Below are 25845 nucleotides of genomic sequence, written 5' to 3' on the forward strand. Positions count from 1 at the left end.
GAGGACCAAGAACAATGCAGCCTAATTTGAAATTCTCGCGCGGCGAATATGCGGAGCGCCTCGCCAAGACGCGGAAGGCGATGGCGGCCAAGGGCGTCGATCTGCTTGTTGTCAGCGATCCGTCCAACATGGCCTGGCTGACCGGCTATGACGGCTGGTCGTTCTACGTACACCAGGCGGTCGTCGTGCCACCGTCGGGCGAGCCGGTGTGGTACGGGCGCGGCCAGGACGCCAACGGCGCCAAGCGCACCGCCTATCTCGCGCACGACAACATCGTCGGCTATGCCGACAACTATGTGCAGTCGACCGAGCGCCATCCGATGGATTTTCTGTCCAGCGTGCTCGCCGATCGCGGCTGGGGCAAGCTCAGCATCGGTGTCGAGATGGACAATTACTGGTTCTCGGCCGCTGCCTTCGCATCGCTGCAGAGGCACTTGCCCAACGCCCGCTTCGTCGATGCCACGGCACTGGTCAACTGGCAGCGCGCGGTGAAGAGCCCGACCGAAATCGACTACATGCGCAAAGCCGCCCGCATCGTCGAAGCGATGCACCAGCGCATCGTCGACAAGATCGAAGTCGGCATGCGCAAATGCGACCTGGTCGCCGAGATCTATGATGCCGGCACGCGCGGCGTCGACGGCATTGGCGGCGACTATCCGGCGATCGTGCCGCTGCTGCCGTCAGGCACTGATGCATCGGCACCGCATCTGACCTGGGACGACAGGCCGATGAAATCGGGCGAGGGCACTTTCTTCGAGATCGCCGGCTGCTACAACCGCTACCATTGTCCGCTGTCGCGCACCGTCTTCCTCGGCAAACCGACGCAGGAATTCCTCGATGCCGAGAAGGCGACGCTGGAAGGCATGGAGGCGGGACTTGCCGCGGCCAAGCCCGGCAACACCTGCGAGGACATCGCCAACGCCTTCTTCGCGGTCCTGAAGAGATACGGCATCGTCAAGGACAACCGTACCGGCTATCCGATCGGGCTTTCCTATCCGCCGGACTGGGGCGAACGCACGATGAGCCTGCGCCCAGGCGACCGCACCGAGCTCAAGCCCGGCATGACCTTCCATTTCATGACCGGCCTGTGGCTGGAGACGATGGGGCTGGAGATCACCGAATCCATCCTGATCACCGAAACCGGCGTCGAGTGCCTGGCCAATGTGCCGCGCAAGCTGGTGGTAAAGAATTGAGCCCGATGTCCAGCCTTCGCCCATCACCGATCACGCCGAGCGTCGATTTCGAGCGCGACGGCGTGCAGCACGGTTTCTTGCGCCTGCCTTACAGCCGTGACGATTCCGCCTGGGGATCGGTGATGATCCCGATCTGCGTCATCCGCAACGGCAACGGGCCGAGTGCATTGCTCACCGGCGGTAATCATGGCGACGAATATGAGGGGCCGCTGGCGCTTTACGATCTCGCCCGCACGCTCGATCCGAAGCAGGTCAGCGGCACGGTCATCATCGTGCCGGCGATGAACTATCCGGCGTTCCGCGCCGGCACGCGCACCTCGCCGATCGACAAGGGCAATCTCAACCGCAGCTTTCCCGGCCGGCCCGACGGTACGGTGACCGAGAAGATCGCCGATTATTTCCAGCGCGAACTTCTGCCGCGCACCGACATCGCGCTCGATTTCCATTCCGGCGGCAAGACGCTCGACTTCGTGCCGTTCTGCGCCGCCCATATCCGGCCCGACAAGGTGCTGGAAGAGAAGGGGTTCGCTGCGGTTGAAGCTTTCTCGGCACCCTGGTCGATGAAGATGCTGGAGATCGACGCGGTCGGCATGTTCGACACTGCCGCCGAAGAGATGGGCAAGCTGTTCATCACCACCGAGCTCGGCGGCGGCGGAACTTCGCGCGCGGAAACGGTGCGGATCGCGCGTCGCGGCGTGCTCAATGTGCTGCGCCATGCCGGCATCGTCGCCGGCGCGGTCGAGATGCAGCCGACCCGCTGGCTCGACATGCCATCGGGAGATTGCTTCTCGTTCGCCGAGGACGACGGGATGATCGAAACCATGATCGATCTCGGCGAGCCGGTGGCAGAAAACCAGGTGCTGGCGCGCATCCATTCGATCGGCCGCACCGGCGGCGCTCCGCAGGAGATCCGGGCCAAGATGTCCGGTCTGTTGGCGGCGCGGCATTTCCCCGGATTGGTCAAGGCCGGCGACTGTGCTGCCGTGGTGGCCGTGCTGGTCGATTGAGGCTAGGAGGCCGATGTCGGAAACGGCTCGGCCTTGCCTTTAGGGCGGTCGCCGATGGCAAAGACGGCGCTCGCCTCGCTGACGATCGAGACATGGTCCTTGGCGGCTGTTCCGGCGGCCGTACTGTCGCCGCGCATGATTGCGGTAACGATGGCGTCATGCTCTTGCCAGGACTGGGCCAGCCGGCCGGGCAGCATGAATTGCGCGCGCCTGAACGGCGCCAGCCGGCCGCGGGTCATGACGGTCAACTCATAAATGTGCTTGCTGTGGGCGCCGCGATAGAGCCGGGTGTGGAATTCGGTGTTGAAAAGCTCATACTCTTCTTCGGCACCGAGCTGCACGAAGCGCGCCGAGGCCTGGTGCTCGGCCTCCAGCGTGCGGCGTTCGCCGGCGGTCATGCGCTCGGCCGAGAACCGCGCGCAGATCGCTTCGAGCTCGGCCATGCTCTCGAACATCGAGGCGAGGTGCTCCTGCGTCATCACGGCGACGGTGGCGCCGCGGTTGGGCCGCCTTTCGACCAGTCCCATGGCACTGAGCCGGCTGAGCGCTTCCCGGATCGGCGTGCGTGAGACGTCGAAGCGGGCGGCGAGCGAGGCTTCGTCGAGTTTTTCGCCGGGACGCAGGAAACCGGTGACGATCCGGTCGCTGATCGCCCTCACCATCTGATCGACGGTCGTGCCCGACCTGATCAAATTGCGCTTTGCCGACACGTCTCCTCCGTCCAGTCTCTTCGCGCAGCCATAAGCCACGCACCGGCTTCGATTCCTGCGCAGCTCTGTATGCCTATGTTTTAGCCTTCATGTCAAATTGGCCGTTTTAGAGGCAAAAAGTGTATGCAATTGCTCCGGCTTTGTGCAGGCTACATCGGCACACTCGTTGATATTGCTGAATAAATCCCATTTCTGAAACTGGCACGCTGATTGCATACACTTCTTTCATTGAGGTGTTAACCGGCCCCAAAGGCCCCATAGAGGGAGCATTCACATGACCGAGCGATTCATGCTTAGCCGCCGCGACCTGCTCAAGACTTCCGCCGCCGGAGCGGCGCTCGGTCTTGCGTCCGCATCGTTTCCGATCAGCAGGGCCTTCGCCGCGACCGCAACCGTCGGCTTCATCTATGTCGGGCCAAAGGACGATTACGGCTACAACCAGGCGCATGCCGAAGGCGCCGCCACGCTGAAGGGGATCGAAGGCATTTCCGTCGTCGAAGAGGAGAACGTGCCGGAGACGGTCGACGTGCAGAAGACGATGGAATCGATGATCAATCTCGACGGTGCGTCGCTGATCTTCCCGACCTCGTTCGGCTATTTCGATCCGCATATGCTGGCCATGTGCGCGAAATTCCCCGACGTGCAGTTCCGCCATTGCGGCGGCATGTGGAACAAGGACAAGCATCCGATGAATGCCGGTTCCTATTTCGGCTATATCGGCATGGGCCAGTATCTGAACGGCGTCGTCGCCGGCCACACCAGCAAAACCAAGAAGCTCGGCTTCGTCGCGGCAAAGCCGATCCCGCAGGTGCTGCTCAACATCAATTCCTTCCTGCTCGGCGCGCGCTCGGTCGACCCGACCATCACCTGCCAGGTGATCTTCACCGGCGAGTGGTCGCTGGCGGTCAAGGAGGCGGAGGCCACCAATGCGCTGGTCGACCAGGGCGCCGACGTCATCACCTGTCATGTCGACAGCCCCAAGGTGGTGGTCGAGACGGCGGCCGGGCGTGGCGCCTTCATCTGCGGCTATCATGCCAACCAGAGCCCGCTGGCGCCGGAGAAATACCTGACCGGCGCGGAATGGAACTGGGCCAAGGTCTACAAGATGTTCGTCGACGATCTGGTGGCCGGCACGCCGCTGCCCAATTTCACGCGCGGCGGCCTGGCAGACGGTTTCGTCAAGATGAGCCCGCTCGGCCCCGCCGTCGGCGAGGCCGCCCGCAAGCAGTTCGACGGCACGCTGGCCGAAATGATGAAAGGCGGATTTTCGGTCATCAAGGGTCCGTTGAAGAGCAACAAGGGCGTCGTCGTCGCGACCGAAGGCCAGGCCTTCGTCGAGACCGCGCTCGAACTGGAAAGCATGGACTACCTCGTCGAGGGCGTGGTCGGTTCGACCGCCTGAACCGGATCGGAGACGGGGCCATGGCAGACACGGTCAGTACCGCGAGCGCACCAGCGCTGTTTGGCGCCAGGAATTATCCGGCGGCACTCGAATGGGTGGCACGGCGGGCGGAAGCCTTCGTCATACCGCTCGCGGCGCTGATCGTCGGCATGGCGCTGTTCAGCCTGTTCATCGCGCTGGTCGGCAAATCACCGGTGCAACTCTACGTGACGATGTGGCGCGGCGGCTTCGGCTCCTGGTTCTCGATCCAGAACTCGCTGTCGCGGGCCGCACCGCTTTTGCTGGCAGCGCTCTGCGTGGCGCTGCCGGCTCGGCTCGGCCTCGTCGTCATCGGCGGCGAAGGCGCGATCGTGCTGGGCGGCGTTGCCGCCGCCGCCATCGGCGTCGCGGCGAATGGCGCGCCGGCTTTCGTGGTCATCCTGTTGATGGGCGTGGCGGGCGTGGTCGCCGGCGGCATCTGGATAGGTGCCGTCGGCGCACTCCGCCACTACCGCGCCGTCAGCGAAACGATATCCAGCCTGCTGATGGCCTATATCGCCATCGCGCTGATGAACCATCTGGTCGAAGGGCCGCTGCGCGATCCGGCCTCGCTCAACAAACCCTCGACCGAGCCGCTGGCGGATGCCTACCGCATCGGCAACATTCCAGGCATGGACGTGCACTGGGGCCTTGTCGTCGGCATCGTCGCCTGCGTCCTGTCCTGGCTGTTGATCGAAAAGACGCGCTGGGGGTTTGCCGCCCGCATTGCCGGCGGCAATGTCAGGGCGGCCCAGGTGCAAGGGCTTGCCGTCGGCCCGCTGATCGTCGGCTTTACCGGGCTCGCCGGCGGCTTTGCCGGACTGGCCGGCATGCTGGAAGTCGGCGCCGTGCAAGGCAGCGCCAACGCCTCGCTCGCCGCCGGCTACGGCTATACCGGCATCCTCGTCGCCTTCCTCGCCCGCCACAATCCGCTCGCCATCATCCCGGTCGCTTTCCTGCTCGGCGGCATCGGCGCTTCCGGCGGGCTGATCCAGCGCCGCATGGACCTGCCCGACGCCACCGTGCTGGTGCTGCAAGGCATGCTCTTCGTGGTCATCCTGTTCAGCGAAACCTTTTACGGCCGCTTCAAGGTTTTCAATCCCGATCTGTGGAAGAGGGGCTCCTGATGGACGCGACCGAGATCGGCCTGTGGGGCGTGCCGCTCGCCATTCTCGGCGGCGCCATCCGCGTCTCGACGCCGTTCATCTTCGTGTCGCTCGGCGAAGCCATCACCGAGCGCTCCGGCCGCATCAATCTCGGCCTCGAAGGCACGCTGGTCTTCGGCGCAATGACCGCCTATGCGGTAGCAGTGGTGACCGGCTCGCCATGGCTCGGCGTGCTGGCTGCCGCCGGTGCCGGTCTTTGCTTCGGGCTGTTCCATGGCTGGATCTGCAAATTCCGCGGGGTTAACGACATCGCCATCGGCATCGCGCTGATGCTGTTCGGCTCGGGTCTCGCCTTCTTCTTCGGCAAGCCGTTCATCCAGCCCTCGGCGCCAGACCTGCCGGCCATCGCCTTCGGTGGCTGGTCGAATATTCCGCAGGTGCAGGCGGCGCTCAACGTCAACGTGCTGTTCCTGATCGGGGCCGCACTTGCGCTGTTCCTGTGGTGGGCCTTCCGTAACACCCGCGCCGGCCTGATCGTACGCGTCGTCGGCGACAGCTCCGATGCGGCGCGCGCCATGGGCCTCAATCCCAACACCGTGCGCCTGCTTGCGACAGGCGTCGGCGGCGCGCTCGCCGGCATCGGCGGCGCCTATCTGTCGCTCTATTACCCCGGCAGCTGGACCGAACGCATCTCGTCGGGGCAGGGGCTGATGGCGGTGGCGCTGGTCATCTTCGCACGCTGGAACCCGCTCGGCTGCTTTGCCGCGGCACTGTTGTTCGGCGGCGCCGGGGCGCTAGGCCCGGCGTTGCAATCGGTCGGGGTAACGCAGGGCTACTATCTCTTCTACGCCGCACCTTACATCCTCACGCTCATCATCATGATCGCCACCTCGTCGCCGAGCCGCTCGCTTGCCGGCGCGCCGGGCGAGTTGTCGATCACCAAATGACTGGAGTTTTCCCGATGAACGCCAGAGCCGAGATCACCCAGCGCTACATCGACGCCGACCCTTATCCATGGCCCTACAATGGCGAGCTGCGGTCGGACAATACGGCTCTGATCATCATCGATATGCAGACCGATTTCTGCGGGCCGGGCGGCTATGTCGATCATATGGGCTACGATCTTTCGCTGGTGCGGGCGCCGATCGAGCCGATCAAGTCGGTGCTTGCAGCCATGCGGGCCCAGGGCTACACCATCATCCACACGCGCGAGGGCCACCGGCCCGATCTCGCCGACCTGCCGGCCAACAAGCGCTGGCGCTCACGCCGCATCAATGCCGGCATTGGCGACCCCGGACCTTGCGGGCGCATCCTGGTGCGCGGCGAACCAGGCTGGGATATCATCCCCGACCTCTATCCGGCGGCGGGCGAACCGATCATCGACAAGCCGGGCAAGGGCTCGTTCTGCGCCACCGATCTGGAGCTGATCCTGCACCAGCGCGGCATCGAAAACATCGTGCTGACCGGCATCACCACCGATGTCTGCGTCCACACGACCATGCGCGAGGCCAATGATCGCGGCTTCGAATGCGTGATGCTTGAGGACTGCTGCGGCGCGACCGACTACGGCAACCATCTCGCCGCGATCAAGATGATCAAGATGCAGGGCGGCGTGTTCGGCGCGGTGTCGAGCTCGGCGTCCTTCGTCGCGCAGCTGCCGTGAGGGGGCGATCTTGAGCGGAACCATCGTCAAGAAAGCCGTCGGCGTCGAGACTATCGGCATGACCATGCGCTTCGGCGCCTTCACCGCGCTGGACGATGTCTCGATCAAGGTGCCAGCGGGATCATTCCATGCGCTGCTCGGCGAAAACGGTGCCGGCAAGTCGACGCTGGTCAAATGCATGATGGGTTTTTACCGCCCGACCGCCGGCGACATGCTGGTCGATGCCCGCGAGGTCGCGATAGCCAGCCCGAAGGATGCCTCGGCGCTCGGGCTAGGCATGGTCTATCAGCATTTTACCCTCGTCCCGTCGCTGACCGGTGCGGAAAACCTGGTCATTTCCCGCGAGAAAGTGCCGGGCGTCATCGACTGGCGCAAGGAGCGCGCCGCACTTGCGCAATTCATGCAGCGGATGCCGTTCAAGCTGCCGCTCGACGTCAAGGTGGCGGAACTTGCGGCCGGCGAGAAGCAGAAGCTCGAAATCGTCAAGCAGCTCTATCTCGGCCGCAGTTTCCTGGTGCTCGACGAGCCGACTTCGGTGCTCACCCCTGGCGAGGCACAGGAAGTGCTTGGCCTGGTGCGCGACATGACCAGGACAGGCGACCTCACCGTGCTGATGATCTCGCACAAATTCCACGAGGTGACGGCCTTTGCCGACGACATCACCGTGTTGCGCAAGGGCAGGCTGACCGGAACCGGAAAGGTCTCCGAACTTTCGCACAAGCAGATGGCGGCGATGATGATCGGCGACCAACCGATTGCAGCACTCGACAGTCGCGCTCCGGTGCCGGCCGGCGCCAGGCAGGTGCTGACGGTAAAGTCGCTGAAGGCGCCTGACCGCACCGGCTTGAAAAGCATCGACATCGGCGAGCTCGACGTGAAGTCCGGCGAGATCGTCGGCATCGCCGGCATCTCCGGCAACGGCCAGAAGGAGTTTCTCGAAGTCCTTGCCGGACAGCGGGCACGCAATGCGGGCGACGTTCTGGTGAAAGGCTCGCCCTATGGTGCCAGCCGCAGCGAGGCGCGCACGCTCAATGTCCGCTTCATTCCGGAGGAGCCATTGCGCAATGCCTGCGCACCGCGGATGACGGTGGCCGAAAACATGGCCTTCCGGACCTTCGACCTCAACGAGGCCGGCAAGCCGGTCAACTGGATCAGGATGAGCGCGATCAGGGACTACGCGGCCCGTCTTGTCGAACAGTTCAAGGTCAAGACGGCCTCGCTCGCTTCGCCGATTTCATCATTGTCGGGCGGCAATGTGCAGCGCGCGGTGCTGGCGCGGGAACTGACCGGCGAGGTCGATTTGCTCATCGTGTCGAACCCCTGCTTCGGCCTCGACTTCTCCGCCGTCGCCGAAATACGCGCCCGCATCATGAAGGCGCGCAATGCCGGTGCTGCAGTGCTTTTGATGTCGGAGGACCTCGACGAGCTGCTTGAGCTCTCGGACCGCATCTTCGTCATGTCGGATGGCGCGCTGGTCTACGAGACGCCGATCGCGCAGGCGAGCGTGCAGACGATCGGCGAGCACATGGCGGGACATCATTGATGGCGGAGATCGAGGCGCTGCCGTTCCCGTTTGCCTTCAAGCCTGAGGCGATGGCGCTGGTCGTCATCGACATGCAGCGCGATTTCGCCGAGCCCGGCGGCTTCGGCGCCAGCCTCGGCAACGACGTCAGCCGGGTGGTGGCGATCGTGCCGACGGTGAAGAGATTGATCGAGGGGTTCCGCACCGCTGGCCTGCCGGTGATCCACACGATGGAGTGCCACAAGGCAGATTTTTCGGATCTGCCGCCGGCCAAGCGCAATCGCGGCAATCCGTCGATCCGCATCGGCGATATCGGTCCCATGGGTCGCGTGCTGATCGTCGGCGAACCGGGAACGGCGATCCTCGATGAACTTGCACCATTGCCTGGCGAGATCGTCATCGAAAAACCCGGCAAGGGCGCGTTCTATGCCACCAGCTTCGGCGATGACCTCAAGCGGCTCGGCGCACAGCAACTGGTCTTTGCCGGGGTGACGACGGAGGTCTGCGTGCAGACGACGATGCGCGAGGCCAACGACCGCGGCTATGAATGCCTGCTGGCGGAGGATGCGACGGAGAGCTATTTTCCGGAGTTCAAGACGGCAGCCCTTGCCATGATCAGGGCGCAGGGCGCGATCGTCGGCTGGACGGCGACAACGGACCAGGTGCTCGAGGGAATTTCCAATGCCTAACATTGCATACCAGGCCCTCATCCAAGGGGGCTGGCGTGATCTGCCATTCGAGCCTTTTCGCGAAGGCATCACGGTGCATTGGCTGCTCAAGGGGGGATCGACGGAACCGTCGGTCGCGATTCTCAACTACCGGGCGGGCGCCGGCGTGCCGCGTCACCGCCACGCCGGGCTGGAAACGATCATCGTGCTGGAAGGCTCGCAGAGCGACGAGAACGGCGATTATGCAGCGGGCAGTGTGATCCTGAACCCGGTTGGAACCGAGCATTCGGTGTGGACAAAAGACGGCTGCGTCGTACTCATCCAGTGGAACCTGCCGGTCGTCATTCAGGGCGAGGCCGAATGAGCGACATCCGCTTCGACATAGCGAGCCTGCACGCCGCCTATCAGGCCGGCCTCAGTATTGGCGATATGATCGATACGGTCCATGCGCGGCTCGCGGCGGCCGATGACCCGGGCATCTTCATCCATCTGGCGAGCAGGGCGGAGATGCTTGCCGAGGCGGAAAAGCTCGGCCCGTTCGATCCGTTGGCAAAGCCACTGTGGGGCGTTCCGTTCGCGGTCAAGGACAACATCGATGTTGCCGGCATGCCGACCACGGCGGCCTGCGCGGAATATGCCTACTCGCCGGCGAACGACGCCACCGTCGTCGCGCGGCTCAAGGCCGCCGGCGCGCTGGTCGTCGGCAAGACCAATCTCGACCAGTTCGCTACCGGCCTGGTCGGCGTGCGCACGCCCTATCCAATCCCGAGGAATGCGATCGACCCGACACTGGTGCCGGGCGGCTCCTCATGCGGCTCGGCCGTGGCGACGGCGCGTGGCATCGTCTCGTTCGCGCTCGGCACCGACACCGCCGGTTCGGGCCGCATACCCGCCGGCCTCAACAACATCGTCGGGCTGAAGCCGAGCGTCGGCGCGCTGTCGGCCGCCGGCGTCGTGCCGGCCTGCCGCACGCTCGACTGCGTCTCCGTCTTCGCACTCAACGTCGACGACGCCTACAGCGTGTTCGAGGTCGCGGCGGCGAAGGACGACGCCGATCCCTATTCACGTGACCTCGGCATCCAACCGCTTGCCGCGCGCCCACCGGTGCTGACGGTTGGCGTGCCGGCCAAGGCCGATCGGACGTTCTTCGGCGACCAGGCGATGCAGGCGGGCTTCGAGGCCGCTCTTGCCTCGCTGGAGACGCTGGGCTGCAGGCTGGTCGAAATCCCGTTCGGCGATTTCTACGCCACCGCCAATCTGCTTTACGAGGGCGCCTGGGTGGCCGAGCGTTACACCGCGATCAGGGACTTCATGGATGCCAACGAGGCGGCCATGCATCCGGTGACGCGGCAGATCATCGGCGGTGCGCGAAAACTTTCCGCAGCGGACGCCTTCAACGGGCTCTATGCCTTGCAGGCCTACAAGGCCAAGCTTGCGCCGGTTATCGCCTCGGTCGATCTTTTCTGTGTGCCGACCGCGCCGACGCATTACACAGTCGAAGCGGTGTTGGCTGACCCTATCGTCACCAACAGCCGGCTCGGCACCTACACCAACTTCGTCAATCTGCTCGACATGTGCGGCATCGCCGTGCCGACCGGAACCCGCAGCGACGGTTTGCCGATGAGCGTCACCTTGCTTGCCGCGGCGGGCAAGGACCATCTGACGGCGTCGCTTGCGCGCGATGTCCATGCGGCAAGCGGCCTTGCGCTGGGCGCTACCGGCTGGCCGCTGCCGCCGCGTGGCGATATCCGCGTGGACGTGGATGAAGGCACGATCGAGCTGGCCGTGGTCGGCGCGCATCTATCGGGGATGGCGCTGAACGGCCAGTTGCAGCAGCTCGGCGCGATTTTCGCCCGGGCTGCGAGAACGGCGCCGCTCTACCGGCTTTACGCACTCGCCGGCCAGTCGGTGTCGAGACCGGGGCTCGAGCGCACCTGCAATGGCAAGGGCACAGCCATCGAGGTCGAAGTCTGGCGGCTGTCGCCGCAAGCCTTCGGTCGCTTCGTCGCGGCGATCCCGCCGCCGCTCGGCATCGGGACGCTTCTGCTCGACGACGGAACTTCGCCGAAAGGCTTCCTCGTTGAAAGTGCCGGCCTTACCGATGCAGAAGAGATTTCGCATTTCGGCGGCTGGCGCAATTTCATGGCGGATCAGCAGCTGCGGAGCTGACGCCATCACTCGACCTTTTGCCGGAACTTCGAGTGGCAGCTCGAGCAATCCTGCAAGATGAGATGCAGGAGGTGCTCCGCCGGCAATTTGGCGGGATCGGCTTCCGCCGTCCCCGGTCGCTTGCCAAGCAGGCTGCCACCGCCCATCGCCGGGCCGGAACCCATTCTCATGTCGTCGGTAATGCGCGGCGGCACCCGCTCGGCGTCGGAGGCCAGGGCGCTGGCCAGCGTCCCGATGTGGCGAGCCAGCCCTTCGAACTCCGCGCGGGCAGGGTCGATATCCAGCTTGGCGCCTGAAGGCGCACCCAATGTCGCGCTGGGGAATTCGGCAATGAGGGAAGGGCCGGTGCGGGCGCGGATGGCCTCGGCCGCCGCTTGGAAAGCCGCGGCGTCATACGCCCGCTTGCCGTCGAACATCCCGGCGATCGCCTTTGCCGCCGCAGCCATTTCCTTCATCGAGGCCTGGCGAGCCTCGATGACCGCATCACGGCTCGAATGGGCGGCAGCGAGCACGACAGAGACGCAGGCAAGCGACAGCACTGTTAGAGCGGCTGCGAGCCTCACTGGGCCACGCCTTGTCCCGCCAACTCGTCGATGATCGGGCACTCCGGCCGCTCGTCGCCGTGGCAGTGACTGACCAGATGGTGAAGCAAGCCACGCAATCCGACCAGTTCGGCGATCTTCCTGTCGATCTCCACCAACTTGGCTTTCGCGATCGCCTTCACGTCAGCGCTGTCACGTTCCCTGTCTTGGTACAGCGAGAGCAACTGGCGGCATTCGTCGACCGAAAACCCCAGGCTTCGCGAGCGCTGCAGGAAGCGCAGCCGGTGAATATCGGCCGTCGAGTAATCGCGATAGCCACTGTCTGTCCGGGCCGGGTGCAAGAGCCCGATGTCCTCGTAGTAGCGGATCGTCTTGGCCGGTAGGCCGGATTTTTCGGATGCGACGCCGATGTTCATATCGGAAATCTCCTTTATCGGAGGAAATAGACCTTCCAGTAGATGGAAGGTCAACATGATGTGGCGATTTTGGATGCCCGACGCAACCGCCCGCCGGCTCCAACCGTTTGCCTGCCAACAGCGCATACTGAACCTTCGGGAAGAAATCAGTTTTCGGAAACGTTTATCGAACAGCGCTCAAACTCGGCGCCCGGCACCAGGTACCGATCAGCAAGGACCCTCCGGCGGCACGTTACGCCGTGCAGACGCCGAGGAGATAGAACATGCCCGTCAAGGCCTATATCAACCGGATCGCGACAGCGGTGCCGGAGCACGAGGTTCATCAATTCTACCTGCGTTTCGCGGCCTCGATGCTCGCGGCCGATCGCCGGAGGATCTTCGAACGCATGGCCGATCTTGCCGGCATCGAGCACCGCTATTCCTGCTTTGCGCCGGCGTCCGATCCCGAAGGACCATCCGCCGACCTGGCCGGGACCTTCATTCGGGGCGCGTTTCCCGGAACGGCCATGAGAATGGCGATGTTCGACGATGCCGCACCTGTTCTGGCGCAAAAGGGCATCGACGGATTGCAACTTGGCGACGACGCTTCCCGCATCACCCATCTTATCGTCACTACCTGCACCGGTTTTTCGGCGCCGGGCATCGATCTCGAGCTGGTTGCGCGTTGCGGGCTGCCGAACGGGGTCGAACGCACGATGATCGGTTTCATGGGTTGCTACGCGGCGATCAACGGCCTCAAGCTGGCGCGTCACATCGTCCGCTCCGACCCGCAGGCCAAGGTCCTGCTGGTCAATATCGAGCTCTGCACGATGCACCTGCGTCAAACCACCGAACTGGAAAAACTGCTGTCGTTCTGCCTCTGGGGAGACGGCTGTGCGGCTGCGCTCATCACTTCCGAGCCGCTCGGCATCGAGCTCGATAGCTTTCACTGTCTGGTGGCGAGGGAGCGGCGGGATCTGATGCGCTGGAATATTCGCGACCACGGATTCGAAATGGTTCTTTCCGGCCAAGTGCCGGCAGCGATTCATGAAGCGTTGCGGAGCAACCAGGCCGCCATCCTCGGTGGCCGGCCGACCGAGGCGATCGACCTTTGGGCCGTGCACCCGGGTGGGCGTTCGGTGCTCGATGCCGTCGAAAGGGCTCTGGAACTGGAGCCCACCGCGCTGGAACCATCGCGCGCGGTGTTGCGCCAATACGGGAACATGTCGTCGGCGACCGTCATGTTCGTGATGAAAGAGATGCTGAAGGCGCCTGCCGGCCTGCTCGGCTGCGGCATGTCGTTCGGACCCGGGCTGACGGCCGAAACCATGCTCTTTCGAACGGTGTCATGAGCGGCCTGGAGCATCGGCAGCTTGCGCCGGAAATCCTTGACGGCCTTGCGGCCGACGATCCGCGAGCGCTGACCGCGCGCCGCGACCTTCGGCGCATCAATATGCTGATGTTTCAGGTGCCGATCATGACGTCGTTGCTCAGGAGGTTTGTGCCAAAGCCGCCACGCCGCATTCTGGAGATCGGCGCCGGCGATGGCTCCTTCATGCTGGCGGTGGCGCGGCGCATGGCCAGGCATTGGCCTGGGGTCGAACTGATGATGCTCGACCGCGTCAGCCTCGTCACCGCGCAATTGCGCGGCGATTTTGACAGGCTGGGATGGAAGGCTGAAGGGATCACCGCCGATGTCTTCGACTGGGCAGGAAAGATCGAGGGCGCACGGTTCGACGCCGTCACGGTCAATCTGTTCCTGCATCATCTCGACGATGCGCAGCTCGTGCGTCTGTTTTCGCTGATCAGGCCGAAAGCCCCGTTGCTGCTGGCGACTGAGCCGTTGCGGGCGAAACTGGCGCTGGCCGCGACCCGTCTTCTCCCGGCAATCGGCGCCAATGACGTCACACGAAACGATGCGGCGCAAAGCGTGCGTGCCGGCTTTCGCGGCAGCGAGCTTTCCGGTCTCTGGCTTGCGGCCAACGGCAAACCGGTCGAGGAGCGGCGCGCCGGCCTCTTCTCCCACATCTTCGTCGGCGCCAGTGCCGGCAGCGACTCATGACGCGATTGTCGACTCATGACGCGATCGTCATCGGTGCCGGCCCGGCGGGGACGTCCGTCGCGCTCACGCTGGCCCGGCGCGGATGGGCCGTGGCAATTGTGGAAAAGACCGCATTTCCGCGCCGCAAGGTCTGCGGCGAATACATCTCGGCAAGCAATCTTGCGCTTCTCGACCAGCTGGAGATCGGCGATGCCTGGCGTACCGATGCCGGCCCCGAAATCCGCCGCGTCGGTTTGTTTTCCGGCGAAACCTGCGTCGAGGCGGCAATGCCACGTGCAGGAGCTGGGCCTCCTGCAAAAGACGGCTTCGGCCGGGCACTCGGCCGGGACATTCTCGACTCTCTGCTTTTGCAGACGGCGCGATCGGCGGGTGTCGAAATCTTCCAGCCCTGCCGCGCCGTCGCCATCGACCGGGACGGCGAGATGCAAAGGGTACGAATTCAAGCCGGGGACGAAACGGCGATGTTGCGCGCCCCGGTGATTGTCGCCGCACACGGCTCCTGGGAACCGGGGCCGCTGCCCAGCCAGCTCGCAAAGGCCAATCGCCCGTCGGACCTGCTCGGCTTCAAGGCGCATTTCACCGGGTCGTCGCTGGCGCCGGATTTGATGCCTCTGCTGGCCTTCCCCGGCGGCTATGGCGGCATGGTCTCGGCCGATCATGGCCGCTTGTCGATCTCGTGCTGCATTCGCCGCGATATGCTGGCGCGGTTGCGTAAACAACATGGCCCCAAACACCGGAGCCATGTGCCGGCCGCCGATGCGGTCTCCCGCCATCTCGTCGACTCATGCCGGGGCGTGCGGGACGCTCTGGAACCGGCGCTTCTCGACGGTCCGTGGCTTGCCGCAGGTCCGATCCGGCCGGGAATTCGCTCGTTCTACGAAGAGGACATCTTCCGCGTCGGCAACGCAGCCGGAGAGTCTCATCCTGTTATCGCCGAGGGTATCTCGATGGCGCTGCAGTCCGGCTGGCTGCTGGCTTGCGAACTCGCATGCGCGCCAGGTGGCCGAGCAGGGCGCGAGGCTGCCGCCAGGCGCTATGAGGGGGCCTGGAAAAGACTGTTTTCGACACGGGTCTACGCTGCCGCGGCCCTTGCCGGAATTGCCCTTCGCCCCGGCAGCGCCACCTTGATGGCGGCGATCGTCCGGAATTTCCCGCAGACACTGACACTGGGCGCGCAACTGAGCGGCAAGACCAAGCGGGTTCCCGGCTTTGCCTGACGAGTGACGCGGCGTCGTGCTGCCCTGGTCGCCTTACATGCCACCGCCACAGTTGGCAGCAGCTGGCTCCTTCTCCCCGGAATTTGTCATCGCATAGTCGTATACCTGACTGCGTCCGCGGCTTCAGGTTCGCAGGTATTTGACCAAGGCTGCAATCGCGAGCAAGAGGGCGACGAACACCAGGACCCAGACGAGTGCCATGCCGCCCATCATCCACGTATCCATTGGACCATTCATCATTGCAATCACCTTTACGGTCAGTGAAGGCCCGCCTTCGTCGGTAAGCATCGGCGACTGCGAAGGCAATTAGCTCGCCGGGGACTTCGGTCAAGACGACCAGGAAACCGATCGGCCGCCTGTCGCCTTGTCCCGCCAACCGGAAGTGTCCTGTCCTGTCCGTCTCACATACCTCCGCCGCAGCCGTCCGAGAGATCCCAGACGTCGACGACCTGCTTGCCGGTGAAACCTTGCTCGCGGATCAGGAACTTCGCCAATCCGCCATACACTTTCCAGCGCCAGCATTGGCAGCAGCAAGGGCCTTTCTCGTTGGAATTGGCCATCGCATAGTCATAGGCCTGCTGCTCGTCGCCGGAGAGTTTCACATCGTAGTAGGGCATCATCTTCTGTGCGATGCCGGCCGGAATATCGTACGGATCGTTCGGGATCATCGCGATCTCGCGGTACCTGGCCAAACCGTTCACCTGCTCGGCATAGCGCTTTGTCTCCATTGGGCTGCAGCACGAGCCCGTGATCCGCGACATCGCCGGCATGGTCGCAATCGACTCCGTGAACTTGGCCGAACACGTGCTGTTGCCGTTCTGGCTGAGATATTTGAAGCGGCGCACCAGATCGGAATCCTCCGCGGCGATCGTCAAATCCGGCCCCTTGAGCAAGCCGACGACCGCAGCGACGCCAAAGGCGCTGCCCAGAACAACCGTCCGTCGGGTTGGATGGCATATCCGGCTCATTTGCTGTTCCTCGCTTGCTCGATCAGTTTCTTCATCGTTGCGAGGTCGGTCGCGCCGGGGAAAATCTGCTCGCCAACGACGAAGCTTGGCGTTCCACTGATCTTCAGCGCCTGTGCCAGTTGCGTATTCCGGTCGATCGACGCCTGGATATCGGGCCGCTGCATGTCGGTCTTCAGCTTAGCCACATCGAGACCGACGTCGGCAGCAACCTTCAGCACGACCGCTTCGGTCACCCGCGTCTTCACCGCATACAAGGCCTTGTGGAATGCCATGTACTTGCCCTGGCGCATTGCGGCGAGAGCCGCCTTGGAAGCAAATACGGAATCCGTGCTGAGGATCGGGAATTCCTTGTAGACGATTTTGAGCTGCGGATCGTCGGCCACGGCTTGCGCCAGGATCGGCGCAACCTGGCGGCAATAGGGGCAGTTGTAGTCAAAGAACTCGACCATGATGACGTCGCCTTCGGCGTTGCCGCCGACCGGGCTCGCCGGGTCCCGGAAGATATCGTCGGCCTTGGCCGCCAGGGCAGCCTTCGCCTCTTTTGCCGCGGCCTCGCGCTGGCGGGCATCGAGGCTCTGCAGCGCCTCCATGACGACCTCGGGATGCGCGAGGATATAATCGTGGATGCGCTGGTCGAACTGGTCCTGGGACATCTCGCCCGCGGCGATCGCCTGACCGTGGATACCGAGCGCGAGCCAGGCCGTCGCACCGGCCAGGACGAAGGCACGGGCCATTTTGCCGATGGCTCCGCGCCATGAATTGGATTTGTGGATCACAGGGTTCTCCTTCCCTCTGTTTCGCCGGACCGCCGGCATGTGAATGGTGCCTCAGAACATGCCCTTGATCGTCGCCCACCATCCCGTTTCCGGCTCATGGTGCGGGCGCTCGACATTGTTGGTGAGCGCATTGACGAAGGTGACGAGATTGACCGCAGCGAAATTCAGGCCATGGAAATTCGCCCGCCAGCGGCCCTCCTTGTCGATCACATGGGTGACGGTGCCGTGCATCTGATAACCATCGTCCGTCAGTGTGAACTTGTGGCCGAAGGCCTCCGCCAGTCTGCGGGTCGCATCCTCCGGCTGATCCGCCGTCGTGGTCAGGAACAGCCAATTGACGGGATCGAGCCCGTGCGTCTGCCCGTAGCTGCGCAGCACGTCCGGCGTGTCCCTGGCGGGGTCGGTGGTGATGGTCACAAAGCTGACCTGGCCTCTCATCGGCGTGCCGTTCACCATTTTCTGGACCTCGGCGATCTTCTCGGCATGCAGGGGGCATACATCCGGGCACGATGTGTAGATGAAGTGGAGGACGACCACCTTGCCGCGCAGATCTGCCGTTCGCACGACACGCCCATCGGCGGTGCGCAGCGTGAATTCAGGCGCCGGCTTGTCGATCGTTTGGAAATATTTCTCGTCGCCCTCAAGCATGGTGTCGATTTCGTCGAGCGAGTGGGCTTGCGCCCGATACGAAAACCCCACGGTCAGCGCCGCAATGGCAATGGCGCCCAGCAGCAAACATCTCCACTCGTTCAAAGCCGATGCAAGGCAGTGAGCCTTCAACCCGGACATATCTGTTCCTTTCTCACTCGGCAGCGATGCGGCTGCCGATGAAGTCGACCATGTCGGGCGCGTCCCATTCGGCCGGCCCAATCAGCCGGCCGATCTCCTTGCCGTCGCGATTGATCAGCAGGGTTGCCGGAAGGCCGACGGAGCCGATGGCGAACATGGCCTTGCCCGAGGCATCGATGTTGAGGGCGAGGTGCTTGATGCCGATCTCGGCAAAGAACTTCTTCACAACCTCCGGACCGGCACGGTCCATGGACAGCGCGACGACCTCGAAATCCGGACCGCCCAGTTTGGCCTGCAGACGATCGAGCGTCGGCATCTCCTTGCGGCAAGGCGCGCACCATGTCGCCCAGAGATTGAGCAGCACGACCTTGCCGCGGAAATCCGCAAGCGTTTTCGGCTTGCCATTGCCATCCTCGAAGCTGATTTCCGGTACGGGGACGGGCGCCTCGTGAACGACAAAGTTCTGCGGCGGCTCGGCGGCTGATACCGGCAGCGAAAATGCCAGCAGCATGCCAATCAGGACCATGGCCAGTTTGCTCACAATAGCCTCACTCTGTCGCGTAGACGGTGGGCGCCTTGCCGTCCTTGGTGAAGGCGTAGACGACGAAGGGGCCTTGCTTCTCACCACCCATGCCTGGAGCGCCCGTCGGCATGCCGGCCAGCGTTATGCCGGTGATGGCAGGGCGTTCGGTCAAAAGCTTCTTGACGATTTCGACCGGCACCAGGCCATCGACGACATAGCCGTCGACCATCAGCGTGTGGCAGCCTTCGAGGTCGGCCGGCACGCCGGCATCGCTGCTGATCTGAGAGAGATTGTTGACCGGCTTGATGTCGACCTTGAAGCCGTTGTGCTCGAGATAGTTGGCGTAGGATTCGCAGCAGCTGCATTGCGGGTTCTTGTACATGACGGCGTTGATCGTGGCGGCAAAGGCAGGCAGCGGCGTTGCGATCAGCAGGGACAGTGCGGCTAGGCGGTAGGTCAGTTTCATTGCAGTTCTCCTTGGTTGGACAAAACTTTCAGGTCACGCGGAACACTGTCATCAGGCCGGCCATCTGGTGATCGGCGACATGGCAGTGCAGCATCCAGTCACCGGGATTGTCGGCAACGAAGGCGCATTCGATCGTGTCCTTGGGGGCGAGCAGCACCGTGTCCTGCCATTGCCGGTGCGGTACTGGCGAGCCGTTGCGCGAAAGCACCGACAGGCTGAAGCCGTGGACGTGCATGGGATGCCACCACGCGGTTTCGTTGCGCATGGTGAGACGGCAGGTGGCGCCGCGTTCCAGCGTGAACTGTGGCGCCATGCCCGCGTGGCCGTCGCCGGTCATCGACATGCCGTTGATTGCCCAGGCGGCGGCGCCGCTCATGCCGGGCATCGCCATGCCCATCATGCCGCCGACGCCGGCCAGCTTGCCGCCGCCCATCATGCCGCCCTGCAGGACGATTTCATGCCGTTCGGCCTTGGCCAGGTCGGGGGCCGGCAGCGGATTGGCCGGCAGACGAAGCGGCGCATCGAGAGGATGGTCGCGCAGCGGCGCGCCGGCGTCGTAGGCGAGCGTGGTCAGGGAGTAGGCAAGGCCGTCGTAGAACTCATCGATCACCGCGTAGCGCTTGCCCGGGTCGCCCTGCATGTCGAGCACGACATCGATGCGCATGGCAGGCGCCAGCACCAGGCGTCCGCCCTCCGGCTCATGCGGGTCGCAGGGCTGGCCGTCGATGGCGACGATGACCGGACGGTGGACTTCGAAACGCAAAGCCATGATGCGAGCGAGTGACGCATTGGCCAGCCGCAACCTGACGCGCTCGCCGGCCTTCACGGTCAGGTCGGCCGGCGGTGCACCGTTGACGGTGACGACATTGCCGACGCGGCCCGACATCGCTGCATCCATCATGTTGCCGAAGCCGGCAGCGATTTGCCCATCCTTGGTGAGCCGCCAGTCCTGCAGCAGCCATAGAAGCTCGCGGTCGACCGCGACCGGTTCGGCTTCCTCGACGATCAGTGCGCCTGCAAGGCCACGGCCAAGCTGAACCAGGCTGTCGGCATGCGGATGGTACCAGAAGGTGCCGGCATCGGGCGGGGTGAACTCGTACACGAAATTTTCGCCCGGCCTGATCGGCGGTTGGGTCAATCCCGGCACGCCGTCCATCGCGTTCGGCAGCCGGATGCCGTGCCAGTGAACCGTGGTGTCCTCGCCCAGTCCGTTCTCAACGATGATGCGAGCGGGCCGCCCCTGGCGTAAGCGCAGTGTCGGGCCGGGGACCGTGCCATCATAGGCCCATACCGGAGTGCGCGGACCATCGGGGCCGGTGAGCCGTGCCTGGCCTGGCGCCACCCTGATCCGGTGTTCGCCGGTAGCCAGCGCCAGTGCAGGGCGGATCGGCACGGAGGCGGCAATGCTCGCTGCCGCAAACAGGAATTTGCGGCGCGTTATGAACGGACTTGAAACGGAATTCACCCTTGTGACCCCTGCGGTAACCGACGGCGAACGTCGCGACGTCGATTGGATTGCTGCCGCGCCCGCTGCGCATTGTGCGCAGCCGGACGATCAAACGCCGCCAATCAGCCGCGGAAACGGCAGAAACGGCGTCAGACGAGAGCGCTGGGTCTTGGAGGGAATGGCTCGGGCAACAGACTTCGCCCGTGCAGGAACGCGGCGGGAAGCGCCGGCGGCAGCTCTGCCCGCAGCAGTCCCGTCACGGGGAGAGCTTCCGGCAGCACCGCCAGAACCGGTGCGACGCAGGTCGGCGCACATTGCATCGGTTTGTCGTTGTCGGCCGAGCTCTTGAGGCAAGCGCTGCAGTCGCCGCCCTTGGCATCGGCCATCTTGGCCATGTCGGCGTCGGTGGTGCCGGCATCTGCGGCCATGGTCATGCGGCTGTCGATCGCCATCCTGGCCGACATGACGGCAGCCTGAGCGGCGGACAGGCTGAACCCGGCGATCACGAGGACCGCGAGCAGCATAGTCAGGAGGTGTTTTGGTGACAGACGTGCCATGTTCGGCCTAGGCTGGCCTCAAATAGCGGTTTTTGCAAGCCCCTGCGAGATCGAGACCATCGAGAGCCGGGGCGGCCAGCAATAACATCAACACCATCACATCGGGACAGACCATGCAGCAAGCCATTACGTCGGACGGCCTTCGCCGGGTGGTGCTTGTCGTCGCGCTGCTGAACCTCGGTTATTTCGGCATTGAATTCGCCGTGGCGCTGGCGATCGGCTCGGTGTCGCTGTTCGCCGACAGCGTCGATTTCCTGGAAGATGCCTCGGTCAACCTCCTGATACTGCTCGCCATGGGATGGTCGCTGCGTGCCCGCTCGCGGGTCGGCATGGCGCTGGCACTTATCCTTTTGGTGCCGGGCCTGGCGACGCTGTGGACCGCGTGGGAAAAGTTCAACATGCCGGTGCCGCCGCAGCCAACGGCCCTGACGCTGGCGGGGTTGGGCGCCTTGGCGGTCAACCTGTCATGCGCCTACATGCTGGCGCGCTACCGCCACCACAGCGGCAGTCTTACCAGGGCGGCATTCCTCTCGGCCCGCAACGACGCCGTCGCCAACATCGCGATCATACTGGCCGGACTGGTGACCGCCTTCCTATGGCGCTCGGCATGGCCGGATCTGATCGTCGGGCTGGGAATTGCGGCACTGAATGCAGACGCGGCGCGCGAGGTCTGGGAGGCTGCCCGGGAAGAGCACCGAGCCGTTTCGTGAAGCCAAACGCTCAGCGCGCTGCCGGATTGCTAATCCGCCAATGCAGGGCGCATACCGGCCGGCAGTGATCCAGAAACTTGCGTGATCTCTAATATAAACGCACACTTGCAAAGCGGACCGAGAGAGAAACCGCCACGAACATCATCAAAAAGGCCCGCGTCCCGGACGAGGACGCGGGCCGGTTTTCGTTGGCATGCGCTAGGCAGGTATCAAGACGGCGATGCGGTGGATGCCGACCACCTTGCTGGTGTTGGCTGCCGCCTCGGTCTTGCCCTTGGAGCAGGTATACATGTCACCTTCCTTGAGCTTGAATTGCTTGTCGGCTTTCTTGATCGTGAATTCACCGGCGGCAATGGTACATACCATGTCGTTGTCCATTACCATTGCGGGAGCGGCTGCTCCCGGCTGAAAGACCACATCGACAATTGAGATGCTCTTGTAGGCGGGGATATCGGAATTGCCGGTGCCGACCTCAACTACCCTGACGCCGGGGGCTATTTCCCTGCCTTCCTTCGGGCCGTATTTCTTGGCCTTTGCAGCTGCCGCCAGCGTGAACAAAGGCGTTACCGCGGCCGCCGTCACGCCGAGCGCAATTGCAGACCTGCGATTTATGGTTTTCATCGCGTCCTCCCATTATGTTGGCCGCGCACCAATGTGCATGGCCACTCTATGTTAGCACATTTGCAGATAACTGCAGAACGCCGTTTCGGAGGGTCCATGAGCGAACCGCCGCTCGGTCGAATGCGACCGAAAAACAGACAATTCCATGCTATGCTGACGAGCCATAAAACGGACGGCGGGGGATAGCAATGTTGGAAACGGACAAGGTGTTCGCTGGCTCGATTCCGGAAAACTACGACCGCTATATGGTGCCGTTGATTTTCGAGCCGTTCGCCGCAGATCTTGCACGACGGGCCGCGTCCTTGTCGCCCAGGGCCGTTCTGGAAACCGCCGCGGGCACCGGTGTTGTGACCCGCGCATTGGCGCCAAAACTGTCCTCCGGTGCAAGCTATGTCGTAACCGACCTCAACCAGCCGATGCTCGACTACGCCGCTTCGCGGCAAGCTCCCGACGATCGCATCGAATGGCGCCAGGCCGATGCTCTGGCGCTGCCGTTTGAAAATGCGGCCTTCGATCTCGTTTGTTGTCAGTTCGGTGCGATGTTCTTTCCCAACCGCTCATCTGCCTACCGCGAAGCCCGGCGAGTTCTGAAGCCTGGCGGACATTTCCTATTCAGCGTATGGGATCGCATCGAGGAGAATGTATTTGCCGACGATGTGACGAATGCTCTGGCGCGGATTTTTCCGAACGATCCGCCGCGCTTTCTGGCCCGCACGCCGCATGGCTACCACGATACGGCACTGATCCGCCGCGAACTGGAGGACGCAGGTTTTTCCGGTGTGGTGATCGAGACGAGGGCCGAACAAAGCCGTGCCTCCTCGCCGCGCCTTCCGGCCGTTGCTTATTGCCAGGGCACTCTCCTTCGCAACGAAATCGAGGCCAGGGAGGCGGGAAAACTGGATGCTGCAACCGACTACGCCGCAGCCGCGATTGCAGACAGGCATGGCAGCGGCGGGGTTGCTGCCAAAATCCAGGCTCACATAATCATGGCTGTGGTCTGAACGGTTCATCGTTTTCCGGGCGGAAAACCGTTTCACACTTTTCCTGGAATTTGCTTGAGGTGCTGGATATTCCGTTCCAGCGCTGAGCAGCAAACGTCTTGCCGCTATCCTGAATTCCCGGACGTTAATCGTTCATTCGCCCGAGTGGCAGGTCGACAAGTGGCAGGTCGATAATCGCCAGTTCGACCGATCGCCGGGGCTTGATGGCGGCGGCTGCCGGCGGCGCGATTCTGGTCGGCCTGGCTTCACTTTGGCAGCCGTCGCCGACTCCGCCCAGCAAGGTCTAGTCATTTCGCTTTCTTGACTCGGCCGACAAAAACGGGCAGCAAAGTCATCATTGGAGGGCAGTTTTGCCAACTATGCAGGTTTTGGAGGGCGTTTTTCGGTGTGACCGTCGCCCAATCGGCGGTCGGTAGAGGGATTGGTTAACCAACTTTGTCCATCTTTTGAATCAATCGGCAACAGACGCGAAGTGTGCTGGGGGCACCAGGCGAACTGTGAATGTCACGGCTGCGAAATCCGCTAGCCGGCAACGGCCGATTGAGAGTGGTTGAATGGCGTTTGTAAGTGCGAAAACCCGGGGTGACAGTCCTGCAACTGGATTGACTTCGATGAGGCCCGGCCTGCGCTGGGTCGCGGTTCCGGCCGTCGGCGCAGCCATTGCTTTATGGTCGGTGGCGACCTTGGCCGGCCTTTATTCGATGGGAACCTCGCTCACCGCCGCTTCCAACGGTCTCCCGCAAAGCCTGCTCGCGCCGCGCACCATCGCGCTCGCCGATCCTCGCCGCAGCCTTGCAAAGGCGCAGGCCCCGACATGGGCCGCGGCAAACGCAGCGCTGTCGGCCCAGTTGCTGCAGCACGGATGCGATGCCAACTGCCTGCGGTCGGCGTCGAACTTCGTTCACCAGGGAAAATCGGCGCGTCTCAAGCGCAATACCGTGCCGCTTGTCGCCGATGCATCGCGGCAATCCAGCTTCGACGACGTGGTGGCCAAAGCCGCGCTGTCGCCGCAAAAGCTTGCCGCTGCCTTTGCCCGTGCCTCCTCCGGCTCACCCGTCATGCTCGCCAGCCTGCCGGCCGATGCCCGGTTCGCCGAGCCGGTACGCATACCCGACCCGAACGGCCCGCCATCGGTGCGCTTCGGGCCGGCGGTGGCGGAGATCGAACGCTCGTCGCGCCTGGCGCTGGCGCTGGCGAATACGTTGCCGGAGCAGATGATCGACGTGCTCCCGGCAGCCGTCATGGCAAGCGAGCCCGCGGCTTCACAAGAGCCGCAAGAACCTGAGGTCCAGTTGGCCTCGCTGCCGCCGCAGGACGACATGCCCGACAGCATTCCGCTGCCGACGCTGCGTCCGCGGGCGGTCATCGATCAGCCGGCGCCCCAGACTCAAGCCTCGAAAGACCGGGCGCCGAAAGACCGGACGCCAAAGGATCAGGCAGCAAAAACGGAGCCGCCCCAGGCATCCAAGGCCCAGGCATCGAAGACCCAGGCATCCAGGGCGAGCAAGGTCCAGACGGCCGATGCTCCGCCGGTCGAGACGCAACCCGGCAGCCTGTCGCCTCGCAATTCGTCACAAGCGGCAGTGCCGGCCGTGTCGGGCAAGCCGGGCAAACGGTCGAAGACGCAGGGCGGCGACATGCTGGCCTATGCCAAGCCCGACATGCCTTCCGGCGGACTCGGCGGGGCCTTCAGGAACCTGTTCACCACGCCTGGCATGGGCAGCGGCGTGGCCGTCTACGACATCTCGGCCAAGACCGTCTATATGCCCGACGGCTCGCGGCTGGAGGCACATTCGGGATACGGTTCGATGGTCGACCAGCCGCGCTACGTTCACAAGAAGAATGTCGGTCCGACGCCGCCCGACACCTACAATCTGACGCTGCGGGAATCGCGCTTCCACGGCGTCGAGGCACTGCGTCTCACCCCTGCCAGCGGCAGCAACAAATATGGCCGCGACGGCCTGCTCGCCCACACCTACATGCTGCGCGGCGGCCGCGCCGAATCCAATGGCTGCGTCGTCTTCAAGGACTATGCCCGCTTCCTCGCCGCCTACAAGAAAGGCAAGATCAAGCGCCTTGTCGTGGTGCCGCGGCTGTCGAAGCCGCTGACACGCGTCGCCCAAGAGGGCCGCGGCGCTTAGGTTATTCGCAGGCAGCGCAAACATGTGAGATGTCGGCGGGAACAGCGCCGGCATCGCTGGTTTTGCCGCGTGGACTTTCCCGCCCGATTTCCAACAGATTGTCAGCAGCCGGCCGCGAAACGGTTTTCATTCCCGGCCGGGGATATTATGACTGACCGGTCGGGCGGCTCCA

28 protein-coding genes are annotated in these 25845 nt (G+C 63.7%); 16 read left to right on the plus strand and 12 right to left on the minus strand.

Translation table 11 applies throughout. The features are described from left to right. Positions 1–14 precede the first annotated feature (14 nt). Both doeA and doeB read left to right on the plus strand, forming a co-directional pair. Entirely contained in the window at positions 15–1193 is a 1179-nt protein-coding gene (gene doeA, locus NKJ93_RS13545; RefSeq protein ID WP_352484022.1) for an ectoine hydrolase DoeA, read from the plus strand. A gap of 5 nt (positions 1194–1198) precedes the next feature. Next, a complete protein-coding gene (doeB, locus tag NKJ93_RS13550) occupies positions 1199–2200 on the plus strand; it encodes a N(2)-acetyl-L-2,4-diaminobutanoate deacetylase DoeB (protein WP_352484021.1) in 1002 nt (333 codons plus the stop codon). A 2-nt stretch (positions 2201–2202) separates the two neighbouring features. On the opposite strand, the gene NKJ93_RS13555 is transcribed toward doeB, so the two are convergent. Further along, complete coding sequence (locus NKJ93_RS13555) at positions 2203–2862, minus strand: GntR family transcriptional regulator (protein ID WP_352589645.1); 660 nt, start codon at positions 2860–2862, stop codon at positions 2203–2205. Between the two features lie 322 nt (positions 2863–3184). Here NKJ93_RS13555 and NKJ93_RS13560 point away from each other — a divergent pair, with 322 nt between their 5' ends. From NKJ93_RS13560 to atzF, 8 genes are read left to right on the plus strand one after another with little or no spacing between them, the layout of a single operon-like run. Then, positions 3185–4312 (plus strand): BMP family ABC transporter substrate-binding protein, encoded by a 1128-nt coding sequence (locus tag NKJ93_RS13560; protein WP_352484020.1) that lies wholly within the window; start codon positions 3185–3187, stop codon positions 4310–4312. Between the two features lie 20 nt (positions 4313–4332). Further along, positions 4333–5457, plus strand: coding sequence for an ABC transporter permease (locus NKJ93_RS13565; protein ID WP_352589551.1), 1125 nt, complete (start codon positions 4333–4335; stop codon positions 5455–5457). Then, complete coding sequence (locus tag NKJ93_RS13570) at positions 5457–6383, plus strand: ABC transporter permease (protein ID WP_023720644.1); 927 nt, start codon at positions 5457–5459, stop codon at positions 6381–6383. Before NKJ93_RS13565 ends, NKJ93_RS13570 begins: the two co-directional genes overlap by 1 nt. A 14-nt stretch (positions 6384–6397) precedes the next feature. Beyond that, positions 6398–7099, plus strand: a complete 702-nt coding sequence (gene biuH / locus NKJ93_RS13575) for a biuret amidohydrolase (RefSeq protein ID WP_023720643.1) — start codon at positions 6398–6400, stop codon at positions 7097–7099. 10 nt (positions 7100–7109) lie between these two features. Continuing rightward, positions 7110–8642 (plus strand): ABC transporter ATP-binding protein, encoded by a 1533-nt coding sequence (locus tag NKJ93_RS13580; protein WP_023720642.1) that lies wholly within the window; start codon positions 7110–7112, stop codon positions 8640–8642. Then, positions 8642–9310 (plus strand): cysteine hydrolase family protein, encoded by a 669-nt coding sequence (locus NKJ93_RS13585; RefSeq protein ID WP_352589554.1) that lies wholly within the window; start codon positions 8642–8644, stop codon positions 9308–9310. The genes NKJ93_RS13580 and NKJ93_RS13585 overlap by 1 nt, the downstream gene beginning before the upstream one ends. After that, positions 9303–9653: a cupin domain-containing protein gene (locus tag NKJ93_RS13590; RefSeq protein ID WP_023720640.1), complete on the plus strand. Its 351-nt coding sequence runs from the start codon at positions 9303–9305 to the stop codon at positions 9651–9653. Before NKJ93_RS13585 ends, NKJ93_RS13590 begins: the two co-directional genes overlap by 8 nt. Next, positions 9650–11458 (plus strand): allophanate hydrolase, encoded by a 1809-nt coding sequence (atzF, locus tag NKJ93_RS13595; RefSeq protein WP_352589557.1) that lies wholly within the window; start codon positions 9650–9652, stop codon positions 11456–11458. Before NKJ93_RS13590 ends, atzF begins: the two co-directional genes overlap by 4 nt. A 5-nt stretch (positions 11459–11463) precedes the next feature. On the opposite strand, the gene NKJ93_RS13600 is transcribed toward atzF, so the two are convergent. Together NKJ93_RS13600 and cueR are read right to left on the minus strand one after the other, a co-directional pair. After that, complete coding sequence (locus NKJ93_RS13600; protein WP_023720638.1) at positions 11464–12021, minus strand: cytochrome c; 558 nt, start codon at positions 12019–12021, stop codon at positions 11464–11466. Continuing rightward, positions 12018–12416 (minus strand): Cu(I)-responsive transcriptional regulator, encoded by a 399-nt coding sequence (cueR, locus tag NKJ93_RS13605; protein ID WP_352589560.1) that lies wholly within the window; start codon positions 12414–12416, stop codon positions 12018–12020. Before cueR ends, NKJ93_RS13600 begins: the two co-directional genes overlap by 4 nt. 263 nt (positions 12417–12679) lie before the next feature. Between cueR and NKJ93_RS13610 the strand changes: the two genes are divergently transcribed. From NKJ93_RS13610 to NKJ93_RS13620, 3 genes are read left to right on the plus strand one after another with little or no spacing between them, the layout of a single operon-like run. Next, positions 12680–13747: a type III polyketide synthase gene (locus NKJ93_RS13610; RefSeq protein WP_352589563.1), complete on the plus strand. Its 1068-nt coding sequence runs from the start codon at positions 12680–12682 to the stop codon at positions 13745–13747. Continuing rightward, on the plus strand, positions 13744–14457 hold the full coding sequence (locus NKJ93_RS13615) for a methyltransferase domain-containing protein (protein WP_023720635.1): 714 nt from the start codon (positions 13744–13746) through the stop codon (positions 14455–14457). Before NKJ93_RS13610 ends, NKJ93_RS13615 begins: the two co-directional genes overlap by 4 nt. Continuing rightward, a complete protein-coding gene (locus NKJ93_RS13620) occupies positions 14454–15674 on the plus strand; it encodes an NAD(P)/FAD-dependent oxidoreductase (RefSeq protein WP_352589566.1) in 1221 nt (406 codons plus the stop codon). Before NKJ93_RS13615 ends, NKJ93_RS13620 begins: the two co-directional genes overlap by 4 nt. 123 nt (positions 15675–15797) lie before the next feature. Here NKJ93_RS13620 and NKJ93_RS13625 read toward each other — a convergent pair whose 3' ends face one another. The 8 genes from NKJ93_RS13625 to NKJ93_RS13660 all read right to left on the minus strand — a co-directional run bounded on the left by NKJ93_RS13625 (position 15798) and on the right by NKJ93_RS13660 (position 21200). Next, positions 15798–15962 (minus strand): hypothetical protein, encoded by a 165-nt coding sequence (locus NKJ93_RS13625; RefSeq protein WP_352589569.1) that lies wholly within the window; start codon positions 15960–15962, stop codon positions 15798–15800. A gap of 113 nt (positions 15963–16075) precedes the next feature. Continuing rightward, complete coding sequence (locus NKJ93_RS13630; RefSeq protein WP_023720632.1) at positions 16076–16642, minus strand: hypothetical protein; 567 nt, start codon at positions 16640–16642, stop codon at positions 16076–16078. Then, positions 16639–17418, minus strand: a complete 780-nt coding sequence (locus tag NKJ93_RS13635; protein WP_352484015.1) for a DsbA family protein — start codon at positions 17416–17418, stop codon at positions 16639–16641. The genes NKJ93_RS13630 and NKJ93_RS13635 overlap by 4 nt, the downstream gene beginning before the upstream one ends. Before the next feature lie 51 nt (positions 17419–17469). Next, positions 17470–18153, minus strand: a complete 684-nt coding sequence (locus tag NKJ93_RS13640) for an SCO family protein (RefSeq protein WP_023720630.1) — start codon at positions 18151–18153, stop codon at positions 17470–17472. A 67-nt stretch (positions 18154–18220) separates the two neighbouring features. Continuing rightward, entirely contained in the window at positions 18221–18748 is a 528-nt protein-coding gene (locus NKJ93_RS13645; RefSeq protein WP_352494452.1) for a TlpA disulfide reductase family protein, read from the minus strand. A gap of 7 nt (positions 18749–18755) precedes the next feature. After that, on the minus strand, positions 18756–19196 hold the full coding sequence (locus NKJ93_RS13650) for a DUF411 domain-containing protein (protein WP_023720628.1): 441 nt from the start codon (positions 19194–19196) through the stop codon (positions 18756–18758). Positions 19197–19224: 28 nt separating this feature from the next. Continuing rightward, positions 19225–20661 carry a multicopper oxidase family protein gene (locus NKJ93_RS13655; RefSeq protein ID WP_352494451.1) on the minus strand — a complete coding sequence of 479 codons (1437 nt, stop codon included), beginning with the start codon at positions 20659–20661 and terminating at the stop codon, positions 19225–19227. A gap of 131 nt (positions 20662–20792) precedes the next feature. Beyond that, positions 20793–21200: a hypothetical protein gene (locus NKJ93_RS13660; RefSeq protein WP_031194474.1), complete on the minus strand. Its 408-nt coding sequence runs from the start codon at positions 21198–21200 to the stop codon at positions 20793–20795. A 113-nt stretch (positions 21201–21313) separates the two neighbouring features. Between NKJ93_RS13660 and NKJ93_RS13665 the strand changes: the two genes are divergently transcribed. Further along, the gene (locus NKJ93_RS13665; protein ID WP_023720625.1) at positions 21314–21910 is read left to right on the plus strand and encodes a cation efflux transmembrane domain-containing protein; all 597 of its coding nucleotides are present in this window, start codon (positions 21314–21316) and stop codon (positions 21908–21910) included. 198 nt (positions 21911–22108) lie between these two features. On the opposite strand, the gene NKJ93_RS13670 is transcribed toward NKJ93_RS13665, so the two are convergent. Beyond that, positions 22109–22531 carry a hypothetical protein gene (locus NKJ93_RS13670; RefSeq protein WP_023720624.1) on the minus strand — a complete coding sequence of 141 codons (423 nt, stop codon included), beginning with the start codon at positions 22529–22531 and terminating at the stop codon, positions 22109–22111. A gap of 188 nt (positions 22532–22719) precedes the next feature. Between NKJ93_RS13670 and NKJ93_RS13675 the strand changes: the two genes are divergently transcribed. Next, the gene (locus NKJ93_RS13675; RefSeq protein ID WP_031194473.1) at positions 22720–23532 is read left to right on the plus strand and encodes a class I SAM-dependent methyltransferase; all 813 of its coding nucleotides are present in this window, start codon (positions 22720–22722) and stop codon (positions 23530–23532) included. Between the two features lie 611 nt (positions 23533–24143). After that, entirely contained in the window at positions 24144–25673 is a 1530-nt protein-coding gene (locus NKJ93_RS13680; protein WP_023720621.1) for a DUF2778 domain-containing protein, read from the plus strand. Positions 25674–25845 lie beyond the last annotated feature (172 nt).

Source organism: Mesorhizobium sp. M0028 (assembly GCF_040323855.1).
In the GTDB taxonomy this organism is placed as follows: domain Bacteria; phylum Pseudomonadota; class Alphaproteobacteria; order Rhizobiales; family Rhizobiaceae; genus Mesorhizobium.